Source organism: Amycolatopsis sp. NPDC049253, from assembly GCF_040678995.1.
Lineage (GTDB): Bacteria > Actinomycetota > Actinomycetes > Mycobacteriales > Pseudonocardiaceae > Amycolatopsis.
In genome coordinates, this window is sequence record NZ_JBFAQX010000003.1 from 323,903 (window position 1) to 337,681 (window position 13,779).

16 protein-coding genes are annotated in these 13,779 nt (G+C 71.0%); 7 read left to right on the forward strand and 9 right to left on the reverse strand.

Going from position 1 to position 13,779, the window contains the following annotated elements; all coding sequences use genetic code 11:
- Positions 1 to 6 precede the first annotated feature (6 nt).
- The 4 genes from AB0K15_RS09060 to AB0K15_RS09075 all read right to left on the reverse strand — a co-directional run bounded on the left by AB0K15_RS09060 (position 7) and on the right by AB0K15_RS09075 (position 3,407).
- Complete coding sequence (locus AB0K15_RS09060; RefSeq protein WP_285968938.1) at positions 7 to 312, reverse strand: hypothetical protein; 306 nt, start codon at positions 310 to 312, stop codon at positions 7 to 9.
- A 107-nt stretch (positions 313 to 419) separates the two neighbouring features.
- Entirely contained in the window at positions 420 to 827 is a 408-nt protein-coding gene (locus tag AB0K15_RS09065) for a hypothetical protein (protein WP_364047450.1), read from the reverse strand.
- 105 nt (positions 828 to 932) lie between these two features.
- Positions 933 to 2,615 carry a serine/threonine-protein kinase gene (locus AB0K15_RS09070; protein WP_364047975.1) on the reverse strand — a complete coding sequence of 561 codons (1,683 nt, stop codon included), beginning with the start codon at positions 2,613 to 2,615 and terminating at the stop codon, positions 933 to 935.
- Between the two features lie 117 nt (positions 2,616 to 2,732).
- The gene (locus AB0K15_RS09075) at positions 2,733 to 3,407 is read right to left on the reverse strand and encodes a TVP38/TMEM64 family protein (RefSeq protein ID WP_364047452.1); all 675 of its coding nucleotides are present in this window, start codon (positions 3,405 to 3,407) and stop codon (positions 2,733 to 2,735) included.
- Positions 3,408 to 3,472: 65 nt separating this feature from the next.
- Here AB0K15_RS09075 and AB0K15_RS09080 point away from each other — a divergent pair, with 65 nt between their 5' ends.
- The 4 genes from AB0K15_RS09080 (at position 3,473) to AB0K15_RS09095 (ending at position 6,597) form a co-directional block, all read left to right on the forward strand.
- Complete coding sequence (locus AB0K15_RS09080; RefSeq protein ID WP_364047454.1) at positions 3,473 to 4,495, forward strand: DNA polymerase domain-containing protein; 1,023 nt, start codon at positions 3,473 to 3,475, stop codon at positions 4,493 to 4,495.
- Between the two features lie 223 nt (positions 4,496 to 4,718).
- Positions 4,719 to 5,111 (forward strand): DUF6221 family protein, encoded by a 393-nt coding sequence (locus AB0K15_RS09085; protein ID WP_364047456.1) that lies wholly within the window; start codon positions 4,719 to 4,721, stop codon positions 5,109 to 5,111.
- 48 nt (positions 5,112 to 5,159) lie between these two features.
- Positions 5,160 to 6,161 (forward strand): LLM class flavin-dependent oxidoreductase, encoded by a 1,002-nt coding sequence (locus tag AB0K15_RS09090; protein WP_364047458.1) that lies wholly within the window; start codon positions 5,160 to 5,162, stop codon positions 6,159 to 6,161.
- 181 nt (positions 6,162 to 6,342) lie between these two features.
- The gene (locus AB0K15_RS09095) at positions 6,343 to 6,597 is read left to right on the forward strand and encodes a S1 RNA-binding domain-containing protein (RefSeq protein ID WP_364047460.1); all 255 of its coding nucleotides are present in this window, start codon (positions 6,343 to 6,345) and stop codon (positions 6,595 to 6,597) included.
- A 71-nt stretch (positions 6,598 to 6,668) separates the two neighbouring features.
- On the opposite strand, the gene AB0K15_RS09100 is transcribed toward AB0K15_RS09095, so the two are convergent.
- Genes AB0K15_RS09100 through AB0K15_RS09110 form a run of 3 tightly spaced genes read right to left on the reverse strand, consistent with a single transcriptional unit; the run spans position 6,669 to position 9,445 of the window.
- Entirely contained in the window at positions 6,669 to 7,181 is a 513-nt protein-coding gene (locus AB0K15_RS09100; RefSeq protein ID WP_364047462.1) for an AAA family ATPase, read from the reverse strand.
- Positions 7,178 to 7,807, reverse strand: coding sequence for a maleylpyruvate isomerase N-terminal domain-containing protein (locus AB0K15_RS09105; RefSeq protein ID WP_364047464.1), 630 nt, complete (start codon positions 7,805 to 7,807; stop codon positions 7,178 to 7,180). Before AB0K15_RS09105 ends, AB0K15_RS09100 begins: the two co-directional genes overlap by 4 nt.
- Before the next feature lie 42 nt (positions 7,808 to 7,849).
- A complete protein-coding gene (locus AB0K15_RS09110) occupies positions 7,850 to 9,445 on the reverse strand; it encodes a helix-turn-helix domain-containing protein (RefSeq protein ID WP_364047466.1) in 1,596 nt (531 codons plus the stop codon).
- Positions 9,446 to 9,614: 169 nt separating this feature from the next.
- On the opposite strand from AB0K15_RS09110, the gene pruA reads away from it, so the two are divergent.
- Complete coding sequence (gene pruA, locus AB0K15_RS09115; RefSeq protein ID WP_364047468.1) at positions 9,615 to 11,243, forward strand: L-glutamate gamma-semialdehyde dehydrogenase; 1,629 nt, start codon at positions 9,615 to 9,617, stop codon at positions 11,241 to 11,243.
- A 12-nt stretch (positions 11,244 to 11,255) separates the two neighbouring features.
- Positions 11,256 to 12,185 carry a proline dehydrogenase gene (locus AB0K15_RS09120; protein ID WP_364047470.1) on the forward strand — a complete coding sequence of 310 codons (930 nt, stop codon included), beginning with the start codon at positions 11,256 to 11,258 and terminating at the stop codon, positions 12,183 to 12,185.
- An 83-nt stretch (positions 12,186 to 12,268) separates the two neighbouring features.
- Here the strand turns inward: AB0K15_RS09120 and trxA are convergent, their stop codons facing one another.
- On the reverse strand, positions 12,269 to 12,652 hold the full coding sequence (gene trxA / locus AB0K15_RS09125) for a thioredoxin (protein WP_364047472.1): 384 nt from the start codon (positions 12,650 to 12,652) through the stop codon (positions 12,269 to 12,271).
- A gap of 87 nt (positions 12,653 to 12,739) precedes the next feature.
- On the opposite strand from trxA, the gene AB0K15_RS09130 reads away from it, so the two are divergent.
- The gene (locus tag AB0K15_RS09130; RefSeq protein ID WP_364047474.1) at positions 12,740 to 12,982 is read left to right on the forward strand and encodes a DUF2630 family protein; all 243 of its coding nucleotides are present in this window, start codon (positions 12,740 to 12,742) and stop codon (positions 12,980 to 12,982) included.
- A gap of 121 nt (positions 12,983 to 13,103) precedes the next feature.
- On the opposite strand, the gene AB0K15_RS09135 is transcribed toward AB0K15_RS09130, so the two are convergent.
- Positions 13,104 to 13,772, reverse strand: a complete 669-nt coding sequence (locus tag AB0K15_RS09135; protein ID WP_364047476.1) for a DNA alkylation repair protein — start codon at positions 13,770 to 13,772, stop codon at positions 13,104 to 13,106.
- Positions 13,773 to 13,779 lie beyond the last annotated feature (7 nt).

Genomic DNA, 13,779 nt, shown 5'->3' on the forward strand with positions numbered 1-13,779 from the left:
CCCACGTTACCCCGCCAGGAAAGCGATCGCGTGGGTCACGATCTGCCATGCGGTCACGATCACCCCGAACACGATCAACGCCGCGATGAGCGCCGAAACCCAGTAGCGCAGCCCGCCCGCGCGGCTGCTGGAATCGGCGAAGTCGGAGACCTGGTCGAGGCACGCTTCGACGGTGAACGTCGGGCCCGTGCGCTCCATCCGGTCGAGGTGCGCGGCGAACGCGCGCGCCTCCGGGTCGTACGGATCCAGCCCGACGAGATCCTCGTGGAACCGAGGATTCCAGCCCGGCTGTACAGCTCCGCTCTCGGCCATGGCTCCACGGTAGGCCATCACCCCTGCTCACCACACTCCCCGCGCGGCGAGTCTCACTGGTTCGCCACTGTGGCGTAGCTCCTGGTGACGATCGTTCCGGCAGGCTGTCAGGGGCACTGCGCGCCGACGGGCATTCCACCCAGGGAATCACCTTTGAGGTAAACGGCACTGATGAAAAAGGACTGCACGCCGTTCTCGACGCCGGTGGAAACCCAGATGTCATTTCTCACGACACCATTGTCCGAAATGGGTTCCCCGTGCGCCCAGCAAATGCCGAACACCGTGTAGTTGGCGGGGTAACTGCCTTGTTTCTTGCTGGTCGACCACGGAGTTTGCCGGATGTTGACGGCCTCGTAGGTGGTCACCATCGTGCCCGGCGTTCCGCTGGTCACGGCACGGGGTGACGCGTCGGCCTGACTGCTGAGGCCGACCGTCAGCGTGGCGGCCGACAGCGCGACAGCCGGTGTCTGCTTTGCGAGGGATCTACGGTTTCGGGAATTCGTCCGATTGATCACCAGGCGTAGCTATTGCACCGAGCTGTTGCGACGTAAGGCGTCGGACGGGTGACAATTCCGATTCGTGTGGCGGTGAGCGGGATTCCTGCTCACCGCGGGCACGAGTCAGCCCTGGGTGATGTCCTTCTGGCTCTTCGTGTTCGAGTCGATGAGGATCTGCCCGCCGGAGTTGACGACGCGGAACGCGCGGCTCTCCGTGTGGTCGGGGAACACGACGGTGACCGTCATGTTCACCGAGTCGTCGGCGTTGTAACTGCCCCGAGCGGACTTGCTGCTCACATTGCCGAACTGCTGCCAGTACTGGTCGAACGCCGCCTGGCTGCCGTAGACCTGCTGGGCGGCCGGGGTGAGCATCGCCCACGCCGCGGCCGTGTCCTGCGGGAAGCTGTAGAAGTCGATCACCCGCTGGCCGGCGGGCGTGAGCGCGAGCTTGCCCCCGTCGTTCGGCGTCTGGCCGAGCCCGGCGACCGGCGGCGATGCCGACGGGCCGCTGCTGGGGGTGTTCGGCGAGCCGGTCGAGTTCGTCTGCTGTGGCTGGTTCGCCGTGTTCGAACCGTTGCCCCCGCCATCGCTGCCGGAGCTCAGCACCAGGAACACCACGACCGCGATCACGACCACGGCCGCGGCGCCACCCGCGAGCAGGGCGAACTTGCGCTTGTTGTCGGCAGGCGGCGGCGTGCTCGACGCGTTGCGGTAGTTCGGCGCGGCGGCCGTCGGGGCCGGGCGGGGCTGCTGCTGCGTCGGCCGCGCCGGGGGAGCCGGCTGGGCGGGCTGGGGCCGCGGCGGCGTGTTGGGCGGCGCGGCGGGCGAGCGCATCGGCATGAACGCGGCCGTCGGGGTGCGCGGCGGGTTCGACGGGGCCTTCTGCGTGGGGATCGGGGCGGCCGTCTTCGGGCCGTCCACGCGCTGCCACGGCGGACGTGAGCCGCCGCGGTCGAGGCGTTCGGTGGGGCCGGACGACAGGAGTTCCGGGCCCGCGGCCGGCTCGCCCGCCGCGAGCTTGGCCAGGCCTTCGCGGGCCTCGGCCATGCTCGGGCGCTCGCCGGGCTCGCTGCGCAGCAGGCTCATCAGCAGCGCGGTGGCCGGGCCGGCCTGGGTCGGCGGGTTGATCTGGCCGTTGGCGGCCGCGTAGAGCAGCGCGAGCTGGTTGGTGGTGTTGCCGTAGGGCGTCTGGCCCTCGATGGCCTGGTAGAGCGTGGCGCCGAGGGCGAAGACGTCGGAGCTGGGCACAGGGTCGGCGCCGCGCGCCAGCTCGGGCGCGAGGTACGCCGGGGTGCCGCCGATGAGGCCGGTCTGCGTGAGCGTCATGTCGCCGGCCGCGCGCGAGATGCCGAAGTCGGTGATCTTCGCGGTGCCGGTCTCGTCGATGAGGATGTTGCCGGGCTTCACGTCGCGGTGCACGATCCCGGAGCGGTGCGCGGCGACGAGCGCGGCGGCCACCTGCTCCCCGATGCGCGCGACCTGGCCGACGGGCAGCGTGCCCTGCTCGGCCAGCACGGCCGAGAGGCTCGGGCCGTCGAGGAACTCCATCACGAGGCAGGGGTCGCCGCCGTGTTCGGCGATGTCGAAGACGACGATCGCGTTCGGGTGCTGGAAGCGGGCGGCGTTCTTCGCCTCGCGCATGGCGCGCTGGCGCATGTTGTCGCGTTCGGCCTCGGAGACGCCCGGCTGGGGCAGGATCTGCTTGATCGCCACCGACCGTTCCAGGCGCACGTCGACGGCGCGCCACACCACACCCATGGCACCGCTACCAATGTGCTCGACGAGGCGGTAGTGCCCCGCGATCAGCTGACCGGTGTCGATGGCGACCGCTCCTGACGAAATCCCGGTGATCGTGGCCTTACTCAGCGCGGATACCCCTCGCGCACCCGAACGAGTGTAGCGGTCGGGTGGATGTTGCCGCCGTCAGCCAGCCGGTGCGGAGGCGGCGGGCTCTTCCTTCTCGACGGCGGGCGTGCGCTTCTTCAGCACCCTGACCAGGCCGACGGCTCCGGCCGCGGCGAAAACGGCGTAACAACCCAGGAGCGCGGGCGGCGTGTCGCCGGTCAGCGCGTCGGCGAGCACCACCACGGCGACCGTGCCGGGGACGCTTCCCAGCAGCGTGCCGACCAGGTAGGGAACCAGTTTCACCGTCGACACCCCGCACAGGTAGCTCAGCGGCGCGAAGGGCACCACGGGGATCAGCCGCAGCGAGGTGATCGCCAGCACACCGCCGCCGGACAGCCGTTCGTTGACGATGCGCACGGGGGCGCGGTGCAGGTGGCGCAGCACGAGGTCACGGCCCAGCAGCCGCGCGAGCCCGAACGACAGGCCCGCGGCGATCGTCGTCGCCACCAGGCCGATCGCGATTCCCGCGACAGAACCGACGAGCAGGCCGGCCGCGAGGTTGAACACCGTGCGCGGAATGGGCGCCACGGTGAGCAACGAGTACGCGACGAGCAGCACCAGCGGCGTCGCTGGACCGGTCGCCTGGGCCCACCGGCGCAGGTCCGCCGGGCCGGGGATCGGCAGGAACACCGCGGCCGCCGCGAGGAGGACGAGCACGGTGAGCGCGAGGATCAGCTTGGTTCTGCCGGACACCCGGTCCACGGTAGAGGAACGCGTGATCGGCGGGCGCGCGGCGTGGATCCGGCTACGGTGGGCCCATGCCCAAGAACGGCGATCCGGTCGAGTACCAGGTGGGGGAGCGCACCGTCAGGGTCACCAGCCCCGACAAGGTGTACTTCCCCGAGCGCGGCATCACGAAGCGGCAGGTGGTGGAGCACTACCTCGCCGTGGGCGAGCCGTTGCTGCGCGCGATCGGCGAGCGGCCCACCACGCTCAAGCGCTACGTCGACGGCGTGGCGGGCGAATGGTTCTACGCCAAGCGCGTGCCCAAGGGCGCCCCCGACTGGGTCCAGACCGCGCGGATCACGTTCCCGTCCGGGCGCACCGCCGACGAGGTCTGCCCGACCGAACCCGCCGTGTTCGCGTGGGCGGCGAACCTCGGCACGTTCGACTTCCACCCCTGGCCCGTCCGGCGGTCCGATGTGGACCATCCGGACGAGCTGCGCATCGACGTCGACCCGCCCGACTCGGCCGGCTTCGACGACGCCGTCGCGGTGGCGCGCGTGGTCCGCGAGGTGCTGGCCGAGGCCGGGCTCACCGGTTACCCCAAGACGTCCGGCGGACGCGGCGTCCACGTGCTCGTGCGCATCCGGCCGGAATGGGACTTCATCGCCGTGCGCCACGCGGTGATCGCGCTCGGGCGCGAGGTCGAACGCCGCATCCCGGACAAGGCCACCGTTTCGTGGTGGAAGGAGGAACGCGGCGGCCGCGTGTTCCTCGACTACAACCAGGCGGCGCGCGACCGCACCGTCGCGTCCACGTGGTCGGTCCGCGGCACGCAGCGCGCGACCGTCTCCACGCCTCTGACCTGGGCGATGCTCGACGACGTGCACCCGGACGACTTCGACGTGCTCACCGTGCCGGCCTTCCTGGCCGAGCACGGCGACCTCCACGCGCCGATGGACGAAACGGCGTTCGGCCTCGAAACCCTCCTGGAGTGGTACGACCGCGACGATCGCGACCTCGGCGGCGCGGAGCTGCCGTACCCGCCGGACTACCCGAAGATGCCGGGTGAGCCCAAGCGTGTGCAGCCGAGCAAGGCGCGGCCCGACACCGAGTGATCGCTCCGTCGCCGCGGGTGCTCACCGTCCGTCATCAACTTCGGCGAACGCGAAAAATTCCCACCTTTACGGCTGCGTAACGTTCCCGCTGGTCAGACTGGGAGTGGGGTAGCGTCCGGCGGGCTCGGGTTGAGCCCTGCGGCACATCCGGCGCGTAACGCCCCGGCGCCGCGGGGCGACTATCCCGCGCCGGAGGAGCCCGGCTCGAGGACGGAGGCCTTTCGTGGACGACCTGATCGCGTTCCTCGCCGCGCGGGTGGGTCAGCGGCAGGCGCTGATCATGCAGGCGGTGCAGAAGGCGAAGAACGGCGAGGCGCTCAACCGCGGCGAGACGAAGGTCGCGGTCGAACAACGCGTGCGCGCGCTCGGCGACCTCGAGCTCGACGTCGTCAACCAGATGATCAACGAGGTCGAGGTCACGCGCCGCATCATGCTCGCCCACCGCACCACCGTGTCCGAAAAGGTCCCCGGCTTTCCGTTGTACGGCAGCGAGTACTGGTGCGAGACCTGTCACGTCCCGGCCGACGAGGCGGGGTCGAACTGGTGCCCGACGCTGCGGCTGCTCGCCCTGCCCTACGCCGACCACCCGGACTACAGCGAACGCTGGCGTCCATAGCTCGGCACGCCGGGGAATCCGCCGCGCGGCGGCCGTGTTGATCCCTGGGTGACGTTCCGGATCTCCGTGCTCGACCGATCGCCCGCCCGGCGCGGGCGGGGCAGCGCGCAGGCGCTGAGGGACACCGTCGCGTTCGCGCGGGACATCGAGGGGCTCGGGTACCACCGCTTCTGGGTGTCGGAGCACCACAGCGTGCCCGGGGTGGCCGGGTCGGCGCCGACGGTGCTGGCCGCGGCGGTCGCGTCCGTGACGTCGCGGATCCGCGTCGGCACGGGCGGCGTGATGTTGCCGAACCACCGGCCGCTGGTGGTCGCGGAGCAGTTCGGGGTGCTGGAGTCGCTGTTCCCGGGCCGGATCGATCTGGGGCTGGGCCGGTCGGTGGGGTTCACCGACGGCGTGCGGCGCGCGCTCGGGCAGGGGCGCGAGGCGGCCGAGGACTTCGGCGGCCAGGTGCGCGAGCTGCTCGCGTTCTTCAGCGGCGACCAGACGGCCTACCCCGGCGTGCACGCGATCCCGGCCGAAAGGCTGAGCCTGCCGACGTTCCTGCTGGCCACCGGCTCCGGTGCGGACCTCGCCGCCGAGCTGGGCCTGCCGCTGGTGATCGCGCCGGCGCGCGGGGAGCGGGCGATGGTCGAGGCCATCCGGCGTTACCGGGACACGTTCGCGGGAACGGGAGCGGTCGCCGAGCCCTATGTCGTCGTGTCGACTTCGGTCGCCGTCGCGGAGACCCACGAGGAGGCCCGCCGGCTGCTCGTGCCCGAGGCGTGGTCGACGGTGTACTCGCGCAGCCACGGCGTCTTCCCGCCGCTCTCGCCCGTCGACGAGATCCTGGCGCTGCCCAAGACCGACCGCGAACGCACGCGCCTCGACGACATCGTCGCGAGCCAGATCGGCGGCACCCCCGCCGAGGTGACCGACCGGCTCGGCGAGCTGGTCGAGGCCACCGGGGCCGACGAGCTGCTGGTGAGCACGAGCACCTACGACCAGGCTGCCCGCGTCGAGTCGTTCGCCGCACTGGCGGAGCTGGCCGGGCTCTCGGTCTCGGCCTGAAAACCGCTTACCCGCGGCGGAACACACTGCTACGGTGAGCGCATGACTGCCGGGTCGGCCGAGAGCCGTGAGCAGACGGGTTACCCGGCCTTGCCGTGAACCCCCGGTGGGCCCGTGGCCCACCCCCTCCCCAGCGAACTCCGAGGACATTTCCGCGGTTCGCGAAGGGAGGTGAAATCGTTTGTCCACATCGGAATCCACCGGAGCCCCGGAAACCACCTGGCGTTCCTGGCTGTCCGAGCACGCCACGGGCGGAGTGCTCGACGGCGTCGTCGTGCAGCAGCTGCCGTTCGGCGCGTTCGTCGAGGTGGCACCGGGCATCCAGGGCCTGCTCGTGACCGACCGCGGCGCCGCTCCTGAAGTCGGTGCCCGCCTGACGGTGCGCATCGAGCAGATCGACGTCGAACGTCGCCGGTTCAGCCTCGTCGCGGCGTGACGCGCGGGGCTGGGGCAGAAGCGCTGCTGCCCCAGCCCTCGGCTCACGGCCGTCAGGTCACGGCCTTCACGTCACTGCTTTCGGTTGACCGCAGCCAGAATCGTGCGCGCGACCGCGGCCGGCGGCGTGCTCGCCGTGTCGAGCACCGTGCCCGATTTCCCAAGCCAGGGAAGGGCTTTCTCGTACGCGTCGAGGTGATCGAGCCGCCACTGCCGAATGCCCGGCTCGTCGGTCTCGATGCGGCGGCGCAGCTCGTCGCGGTCCGCGTGCAGCACGAAGTGGTGCACGGCGATGCCGCGCGCCTGGAGACCGTCGAAGATCTCCCGCGCGTACTGCTCGACGAGGATCGTCTGCGGCGCCACGAGCGGTCCGCCGGTGTGCGCGTGCACCCGCGCCATGGTCTCGACCACCAGTGGACGCCACAGCTCGAGGTCCTGGAAATCCCCGTCGGGCTCGGGAAACGGCACGCGCAGCAGGTAACCGACGTACTCCGGGTCGAACAGGCGCGCCCCCAGCGGCCCGGTGAGCTCCCGCGCGGTCGTGGTCTTGCCGGAGCCGAACGTGCCGTTGAGCCACACGATCATCCCAGCGCCACCGGCTCGAACCCGGCCCACGAGGGCGGAGCGGGCAGCCGGCCCGTGGCGTGGAGCAGCGCCTCCCGGTCGTCCTCCGACGGCAACGGCCGTCCGGCCACGCCCGCCACGATCGCCCGCGTCGCCGCCAGGGTCGACGCCGGCGGACCGTCCACACCGGACAGATGCAGCGTCAGGTCGAGGTGGTGCAGCGTCGCCTCGACCACGTACGTCGTGAGGTAGTCCGCGACCGTCAGCACCTCGTCGCGGGTTTCCACGCGGGCTGCGGGATCCGCGGCGGCCGCGGCCCGCCCCGCGGCGACGGCCAGGTCGTCGAAGTGGTGCGTGAGCGCGGCCGGGCCGGAGTACGCGACGGCGCCGCGGCGGACGAACGCCGATTCCGCGTCCGTGCCGTCACCCGGTTCGCCCGGCTCCCAGTAGGTCACGGCGTCGCGGGTCGCGGGCGCGTCGGTGGTCGTCACGAGCGTGATGAGGATGTCCTGCGCCCCGATGATCAGATGGAACACGAGGTCCTGCACCAGCCACCCGGCGCAGCCGGACGGCGCGACCCACTGCGTGTCGTCGAGGGAGTGGACGGCTTCCTGCAGGGCGCCCCAGGCCCGGGGGAAAAGATCCATGCCGCACCCTAGCGAGGCCACACTCCGGCCCGCACAAGGTTTCTACAGCCGCAGCTGCAGCTGCGTGAGCAGCCGCTGAGCCGGATCCCCGAGATCGACACCGGACACCTCCGCCGCCCGCCGCACGCGGTACCGCACGGTGTTCGGGTGGATGTTCAACGCCTTCGCGGCCGCCCGCACGTCCCCGAACGCGTCGAGGTACGCCAGCACCGCCGGCACGAGGATCCCGCCGTGGTCGGCGTCGTGCGCGAGCAGCTCGGCCAGCCGCGGGTCGCGGATGCGGGGCTGGTCCGCGAGGTACGCCAGCACCTCCGACAGCAGCACGTCGGCGCGGACATCGGCCAGCGACGCGACGGCGTCGGGCCAGCGGCCGCGCGCCATCGCGAGCAGCACGCGGTCGGCGTCGCCGCGAGACGCGGCCGCGTCGGACAGCCGGGGGACCACGCCGCCGAGCGCCGCCCGCACCGGCACGTCGAGGTGCCGCTCCGCCGCCGTCACGATTTCCTTGGCCAGAGCCAGAACCGCCGCGTCCGAATGCTCCGGCAGATCGGGCAGCAACGCGTACACGCGCCCGCCCAGCACGCTCACCAGGGCACTGCGCCGGTACGCGGCGGTGTGCACCGCGATCAGGTGCACCAGCTCCGCGCGCCGCAGCAGCCGGTCCGACGCGGCGGGACCGGCCGAGGACAGCGCGAACGTGAGCACCTGCGCCGGCCGCGCGGGATCGGCGCCGATGTCGTCGGCCACCGACTCGGCGTCGACGCGGCCCTCCAGCAGCCCGGCCAGCAGGTCCTCACGCAGCCGCAGCTGAGGGCTCGGCAGCGTGCGGGCCCGGATGAGCTGCGGCGCCAGCGTGCGGCTCGCGCCCAGCAACGCGACCTCGGCCTGCTCGGTGAGCGGTGTGGCGCCCTCCTGCACCCAGATCGTGCCCAGCGGCTGCGACCCCGCGTGGATGCCGGCCGCGATGCGCCGGCGGATGCCCAGCTCGGGCCGTTCGTCGATCCGGACGATGCCCTCGCCCGCGCGCAGCCGCTGGTAGACGCCCCATTCCCGCAGCATCGCCAGGTACCGCTCCGGTCCCTCACGGCCGAGGATCGACAGCCGGCGCAGCTCGTCGACCTCGTCCGACGAGCGCGAGTACGCCAGCACGCGGCTCGCGGTGTCCTCGATGCTGACCAGGCCGCCGGTGAGTGTCGCGACCGTCTGGGCCAGCGCGAACAGGTCGCCCAGCACCTCGCCGGTCTCCGCCTCGCCGCCCGCCCGGGCCGCGTCGACGACCCCGCGGGCCAGCGCCTCCACCTGCTCCCACCGCGCCTCGGCCCCCACCGTGAGCAGCGCGACGCCCGCGTCGGCCGCCACGTCCGTGCCGCCCTCGCCCTTCACGGCCACCGCGGCCGCCCCGCCACGCCCGGCCGCGCGGATGGCCGCGGCCGCCGCCCGGCCGCGCGCGCCGATCACCAGCACGAGGTCGCCCGGGTGCGCCTCCGGGGGGTCTTCGGGGTCGAGGATCACCACGTCGTCGACCCGCACGCCCAGCCCCCGCGGCGCCACCAGCACGCGCACGAGCGGCTCGCCCAGCGTCGCCAGCACGTGGCGCAGCGAGGTGGCGGGCAGGCCGTCGGGCGCTTCGGCCGTCACCGGACCACCTTCATCCGATCGGACAAGTTCATCACCCTGATTCTAGCCGGTCGGATAAACCTGCCGGCGCTTTCCGGAGTTACCGTTCGGGCATCCCAGCAGTACAGAGCAGCCGTACCCAGAAGCAGTACCGAGAAGCACCGCAGAAGAAAGACCAGAGGGAGCCGCCGTGGACGCCGTGACCCAGACACCCGCTCCGAAGAACGAGCCGGTGTACACCTACGCACCGGGCAGCGCCGAGCGCGCCGAGCTGGAAGGGGCGCTGAAGAAGCTGGGTCAGGCCGGTCCGGTCGACCTGACCGTGACCGTCGGCGGCGAGCAGCGCGCCGGAGGCGGCGAGAAGATCGACGTGGTCGCGCCGCACAACCACAGCCACGTGCTGGGCACCATCTCCAGCGCGTCGAAGGAAGACACCCACGACGCCATCGCGGCCGCCGGCAAGGCCGCACCGGAGTGGCGCGCGCTGTCGTTCGACGACCGCGCCGCGGTGCTGCTGCGCGCCGCCGACCTGCTCACCGGCCCGTGGCGCGCCACGCTCAACGCCGCCACCATGCTCGGCCAGTCGAAGACCGCGACGCAGGCCGAGATCGACTCCGCGTGCGAGCTCGCCGACTTCTGGCGGTTCAACGTCGAGTTCGGCCGCCGGATCCTCGCCGAGCAGCCCGCCAGCTCGCCGGGCGTGTGGAACCGCATGGAGCACCGGCCGCTCGAGGGCTTCGTCTACGCGATCACGCCGTTCAACTTCACCGCGATCGCCGGCAACCTGCCCACCGCGCCCGCGCTGATGGGCAACACCGTGCTGTGGAAGCCCTCGCCGACGCAGAGCCTCGCCGCGCACCTGACCATGCGGCTGCTCGAAGAGGCCGGCATGCCGCCGGGCGTGATCAACCTGCTGCCCGGCGACGGCAAGGCCGTGTCCGAGGTGGCGCTGACGCACCGCGACCTCGCGGGCATCCACTTCACCGGCTCCACCCCGACGTTCCAGCACCTGTGGAGCACCGTCGGGGCGAACATCGCCGGTTACCGCGGCTACCCACGCCTCGTCGGCGAAACCGGCGGCAAGGACTTCGTGCTCGCGCACCCGTCGGCCGACCTCGACGTGCTGCGCACGGCGCTGGTCCGCGGTGCTTTCGAGTACCAGGGCCAGAAGTGCTCCGCCGCTTCGCGTGCGTACGTGCCGCGCAGCCTGTGGGAGCAGCTGAAGGACGGCCTGGTCAGCGAGACCGAGGCCATCACCTACGGCGACGTCAGCGACCTGTCCCACTTCGGTGGCGCCGTGATCGACCGCCGCGCGTTCGACAAGCACGCGTCGCTGTTCGAGCGGGTGAAGGGCGACGCCGAGGTCGAGATCCTCACCGGCGGCACCGCCGACGACAGCGTGGGCTACTTCGTGCAGCCGACCGTCCTGGTGTCGAGCAACCCGAAGCACGAGATCTTCAGCACCGAGTACTTCGGCCCGATCCTGTCGGTCCACGTGTACGAGGACGCGCAGTTCGACGAGATGCTCAAGGTCATCGACGAGACCGCGGCCTACGCGCTCACCGGTTCCGTGATCGCCAACGACCGCGCCGCCGTCGCCAAGGCCTCGCAGGCGCTGCGCTACACGGCGGGCAACTTCTACGTCAACGACAAGCCGACCGGCGCCGTCGTCGGGCAGCAGCCGTTCGGCGGGGCCCGCGCTTCGGGCACCAACGACAAGGCCGGCTCGATCTTCAACCTGCTCCGCTGGACGAGCCCGCGCTCGATCAAGGAGACGTTCGTGCCGCCGACCGCCGTGCGCTACCCGCACCAGGGCTGAGGAGAGACCGCCATGCTGCGTGCCCCGTTGCTCGCCGCCGCCCGATCGAAGCGGATGCGCGCGTTGATCGAAGCGGTGCCCGCGACGCGATCCGTCGTGCGCCGCTTCGTCTCCGGGTCCACGACCGCCGACGCCGTGCGCGTCGCGCGCGAGCTGGCCGCCGACGGCCGGTCGATCACCATCGACCACCTCGGCGAGGACACGACCGACGCCACGCAGGCGGCCGGCACCGTCCGGGCGTACGAGGAACTGCTCTCGGCGCTCGCCGACCAGGGTCTCGCCGCCGGCGCCGACGTGTCGGTGAAGCTCTCGGCCGTCGGGCAGTTCCTGCCCGGTGACGGCGAGGACGTGGCGCTGGAGAACGCGCGCAAGATCTGCGCGGCGGCCGAGGCCGTCGGCGCGACGGTGACGCTCGACATGGAGGACCACACCACCACGGACTCGACGCTCGCGATCCTGCGGGAGCTGCGCGGCGAGTACCCGTGGGTCGGTGCGGTGCTGCAGGCTTACCTCAAGCGCACCGAGCAGGACTGCCGCGAGCTGTCCGGCCCGGGGTCGCGCGTGCGGCTGTGCAAGGGCGCTTACGCGGAGCCGTCGTCGGTGGCGTTCGAGGACAAGGCCGACGTCGACAAGTCCTACGTGCGCTGCCTGCGCGTGCTGATGGCGGGCGAGGGCTACCCGATGGTGGCCTCTCACGACCCGCGGATGATCGCCATCGCGAAGAAGCTGGCCGCCGACCACGGCCGCGAGCCCGGCGACCACGAGTTCCAGATGCTCTACGGCATCCGCCCGGAGGAGCAGAAGAACCTCGCGGCCGAGGGGCGCACCATGCGCGTGTACGTGCCGTGCGGCGACGAGTGGTACGGCTACTTCATGCGCCGGCTCGCCGAGCGTCCGGCCAACCTGGCGTTCTTCCTGCGTGGGCTCATCACCCGCTCCTGAAGACGCGCGAAGGCCCCCTCGACCACTTCATCGGTGGTCGAGGGGGCCTTCGTCGTGGTCGGCCCCTGCTCGGGGGCGGTGCGTCAGACCTGCTCCTGGGCGGCCTGCTCGGCGTGCTCGGCGGCGGCCTTCTTGACCTCGTCCATGTCGACCTCACGGGCCTGGCGGATGAGGTCCTCCAGCGCCGACTCCGGCAGCGCGCCCGGCTGCGCGTAGATCAGCGTCTTGTCGCGGATCACCGCGAGCGTCGGGATGGACCGGATGTCGAACGCGGCGGCCAGCTGCTGCTCGGCCTCCGTGTCGACCTTGGCGAAGACGATGTCGGAGTGCTTCTCCGACGACTTGTCGTACACCGGCGCGAACTGGCGACACGGCCCGCACCAGCTCGCCCAGAAGTCGATCAGGACGAAGTCGTTGTCGGTCACGGTCTGGTCGAAGTTGGCGGTGGTCAGCTCAACGGTGCTCATGGTGGCTTCAACGGACGGCGCCGGGCGGGAATTCCCCGGCGGCGGGTAGCGTCAGGGGCCGGAAGTACGAGGTGAGGAGGACCACCCATGGCGAACGGCGAGATCCTGGGCCGGATCGACGAGCTCATCGCGGAAGAGCACCAGCTGCGGTCGCGATCGGTCGGCACCGGCCTGTCCGGGGACGACCAGGCGAAGCTGACGAAGGTGGAGCAGGAGCTCGACCAGTGCTGGGACCTGTTGCGGCAGCGACGGGCTCGGGCGGAGTTCCATGAGAACCCGGATGAGGCGAAGGTGCGGTCTGTGGGTGAGGTTGAGGGGTATCGGCAGTAGTTTTGCTTTGTTTTGCTCTTTGATTCGGCTCGGCGCGCGGAGCGCACCATTGCCGGAGGTAGGGGTGCCCACCTCCACCCCTGAAACCCGGCAATGGTGCGCTCCGCGCGCCGAGCCGCAACTACTCGACCTTACGAGAAACCATCTCAGCAATCCAAACCGGCGCATATGGCGACGTACAATTCGCCGGCGTCGGATAATCCTTCAAAACCCCCAACCGCTCCCCAATACCCACCGCACGACCCCGATAACCCGGATGCTCAATCCCAATCTGCGCAAGACAATGATTCATCGCCCACTGCAACCGTTCGGGCGCATCCTTCATCTCACCCTCGATGACATCCAGCAACCCACCGAGATCCAGCCCATCAGGAGCCTTCGCCACACGATCGGTAGTCAGCGCCCACCCGGCACTGGCCACGACCGGATCCGAATCACCGAACCAGGCAACCCGCAGCTCCTCGACGTGAGGACTCCTCTTCACGACGTAGGCGACAAGCCAGTCATGCACCTTTGGCGTCCGAGCCGCACGCAGCATGGTGTCCAACTCGACACGATCGAACAGCTTCGGCCGGCAAATCAGCAGTGCCACCAGCCTCGCGGCTGTGTCCCCCGTATCCCAGAGCTCAACAGCAAGCTCATGCTGCGTCTTCAACCTCTTGGCCAGCGCACGCAACTTGCCCAGATTCACCGCATGGTCATCGCCATGTTTCTCGTTCACCGCCCGAGACCTCGGGTCTTCCAAGGCGGCCAGTTCGGCCATCACCTCGGCCACAGCGCTGTCGGTCACCGTCAAC

What these genes read in the sequence shown, in the direction of transcription:
- AB0K15_RS09060 (WP_285968938.1), bottom strand. Translation starts at nt 312, where the DNA reads ATGGCCGAGAGCGGAGCTGTACAGCCGGGCTGGAATCCTCGGTTCCAC.
- AB0K15_RS09080 (WP_364047454.1), top strand. Translation starts at nt 3,473, where the DNA reads ATGCCCAAGAACGGCGATCCGGTCGAGTACCAGGTGGGGGAGCGCACC.
- AB0K15_RS09100 (WP_364047462.1), bottom strand. Translation starts at nt 7,181, where the DNA reads ATGATCGTGTGGCTCAACGGCACGTTCGGCTCCGGCAAGACCACGACC.
- AB0K15_RS09105 (WP_364047464.1), bottom strand. Translation starts at nt 7,807, where the DNA reads ATGGATCTTTTCCCCCGGGCCTGGGGCGCCCTGCAGGAAGCCGTCCAC.
- AB0K15_RS09120 (WP_364047470.1), top strand. Translation starts at nt 11,256, where the DNA reads ATGCTGCGTGCCCCGTTGCTCGCCGCCGCCCGATCGAAGCGGATGCGC.
- trxA (WP_364047472.1), bottom strand. Translation starts at nt 12,652, where the DNA reads ATGAGCACCGTTGAGCTGACCACCGCCAACTTCGACCAGACCGTGACC.
- AB0K15_RS09130 (WP_364047474.1), top strand. Translation starts at nt 12,740, where the DNA reads ATGGCGAACGGCGAGATCCTGGGCCGGATCGACGAGCTCATCGCGGAA.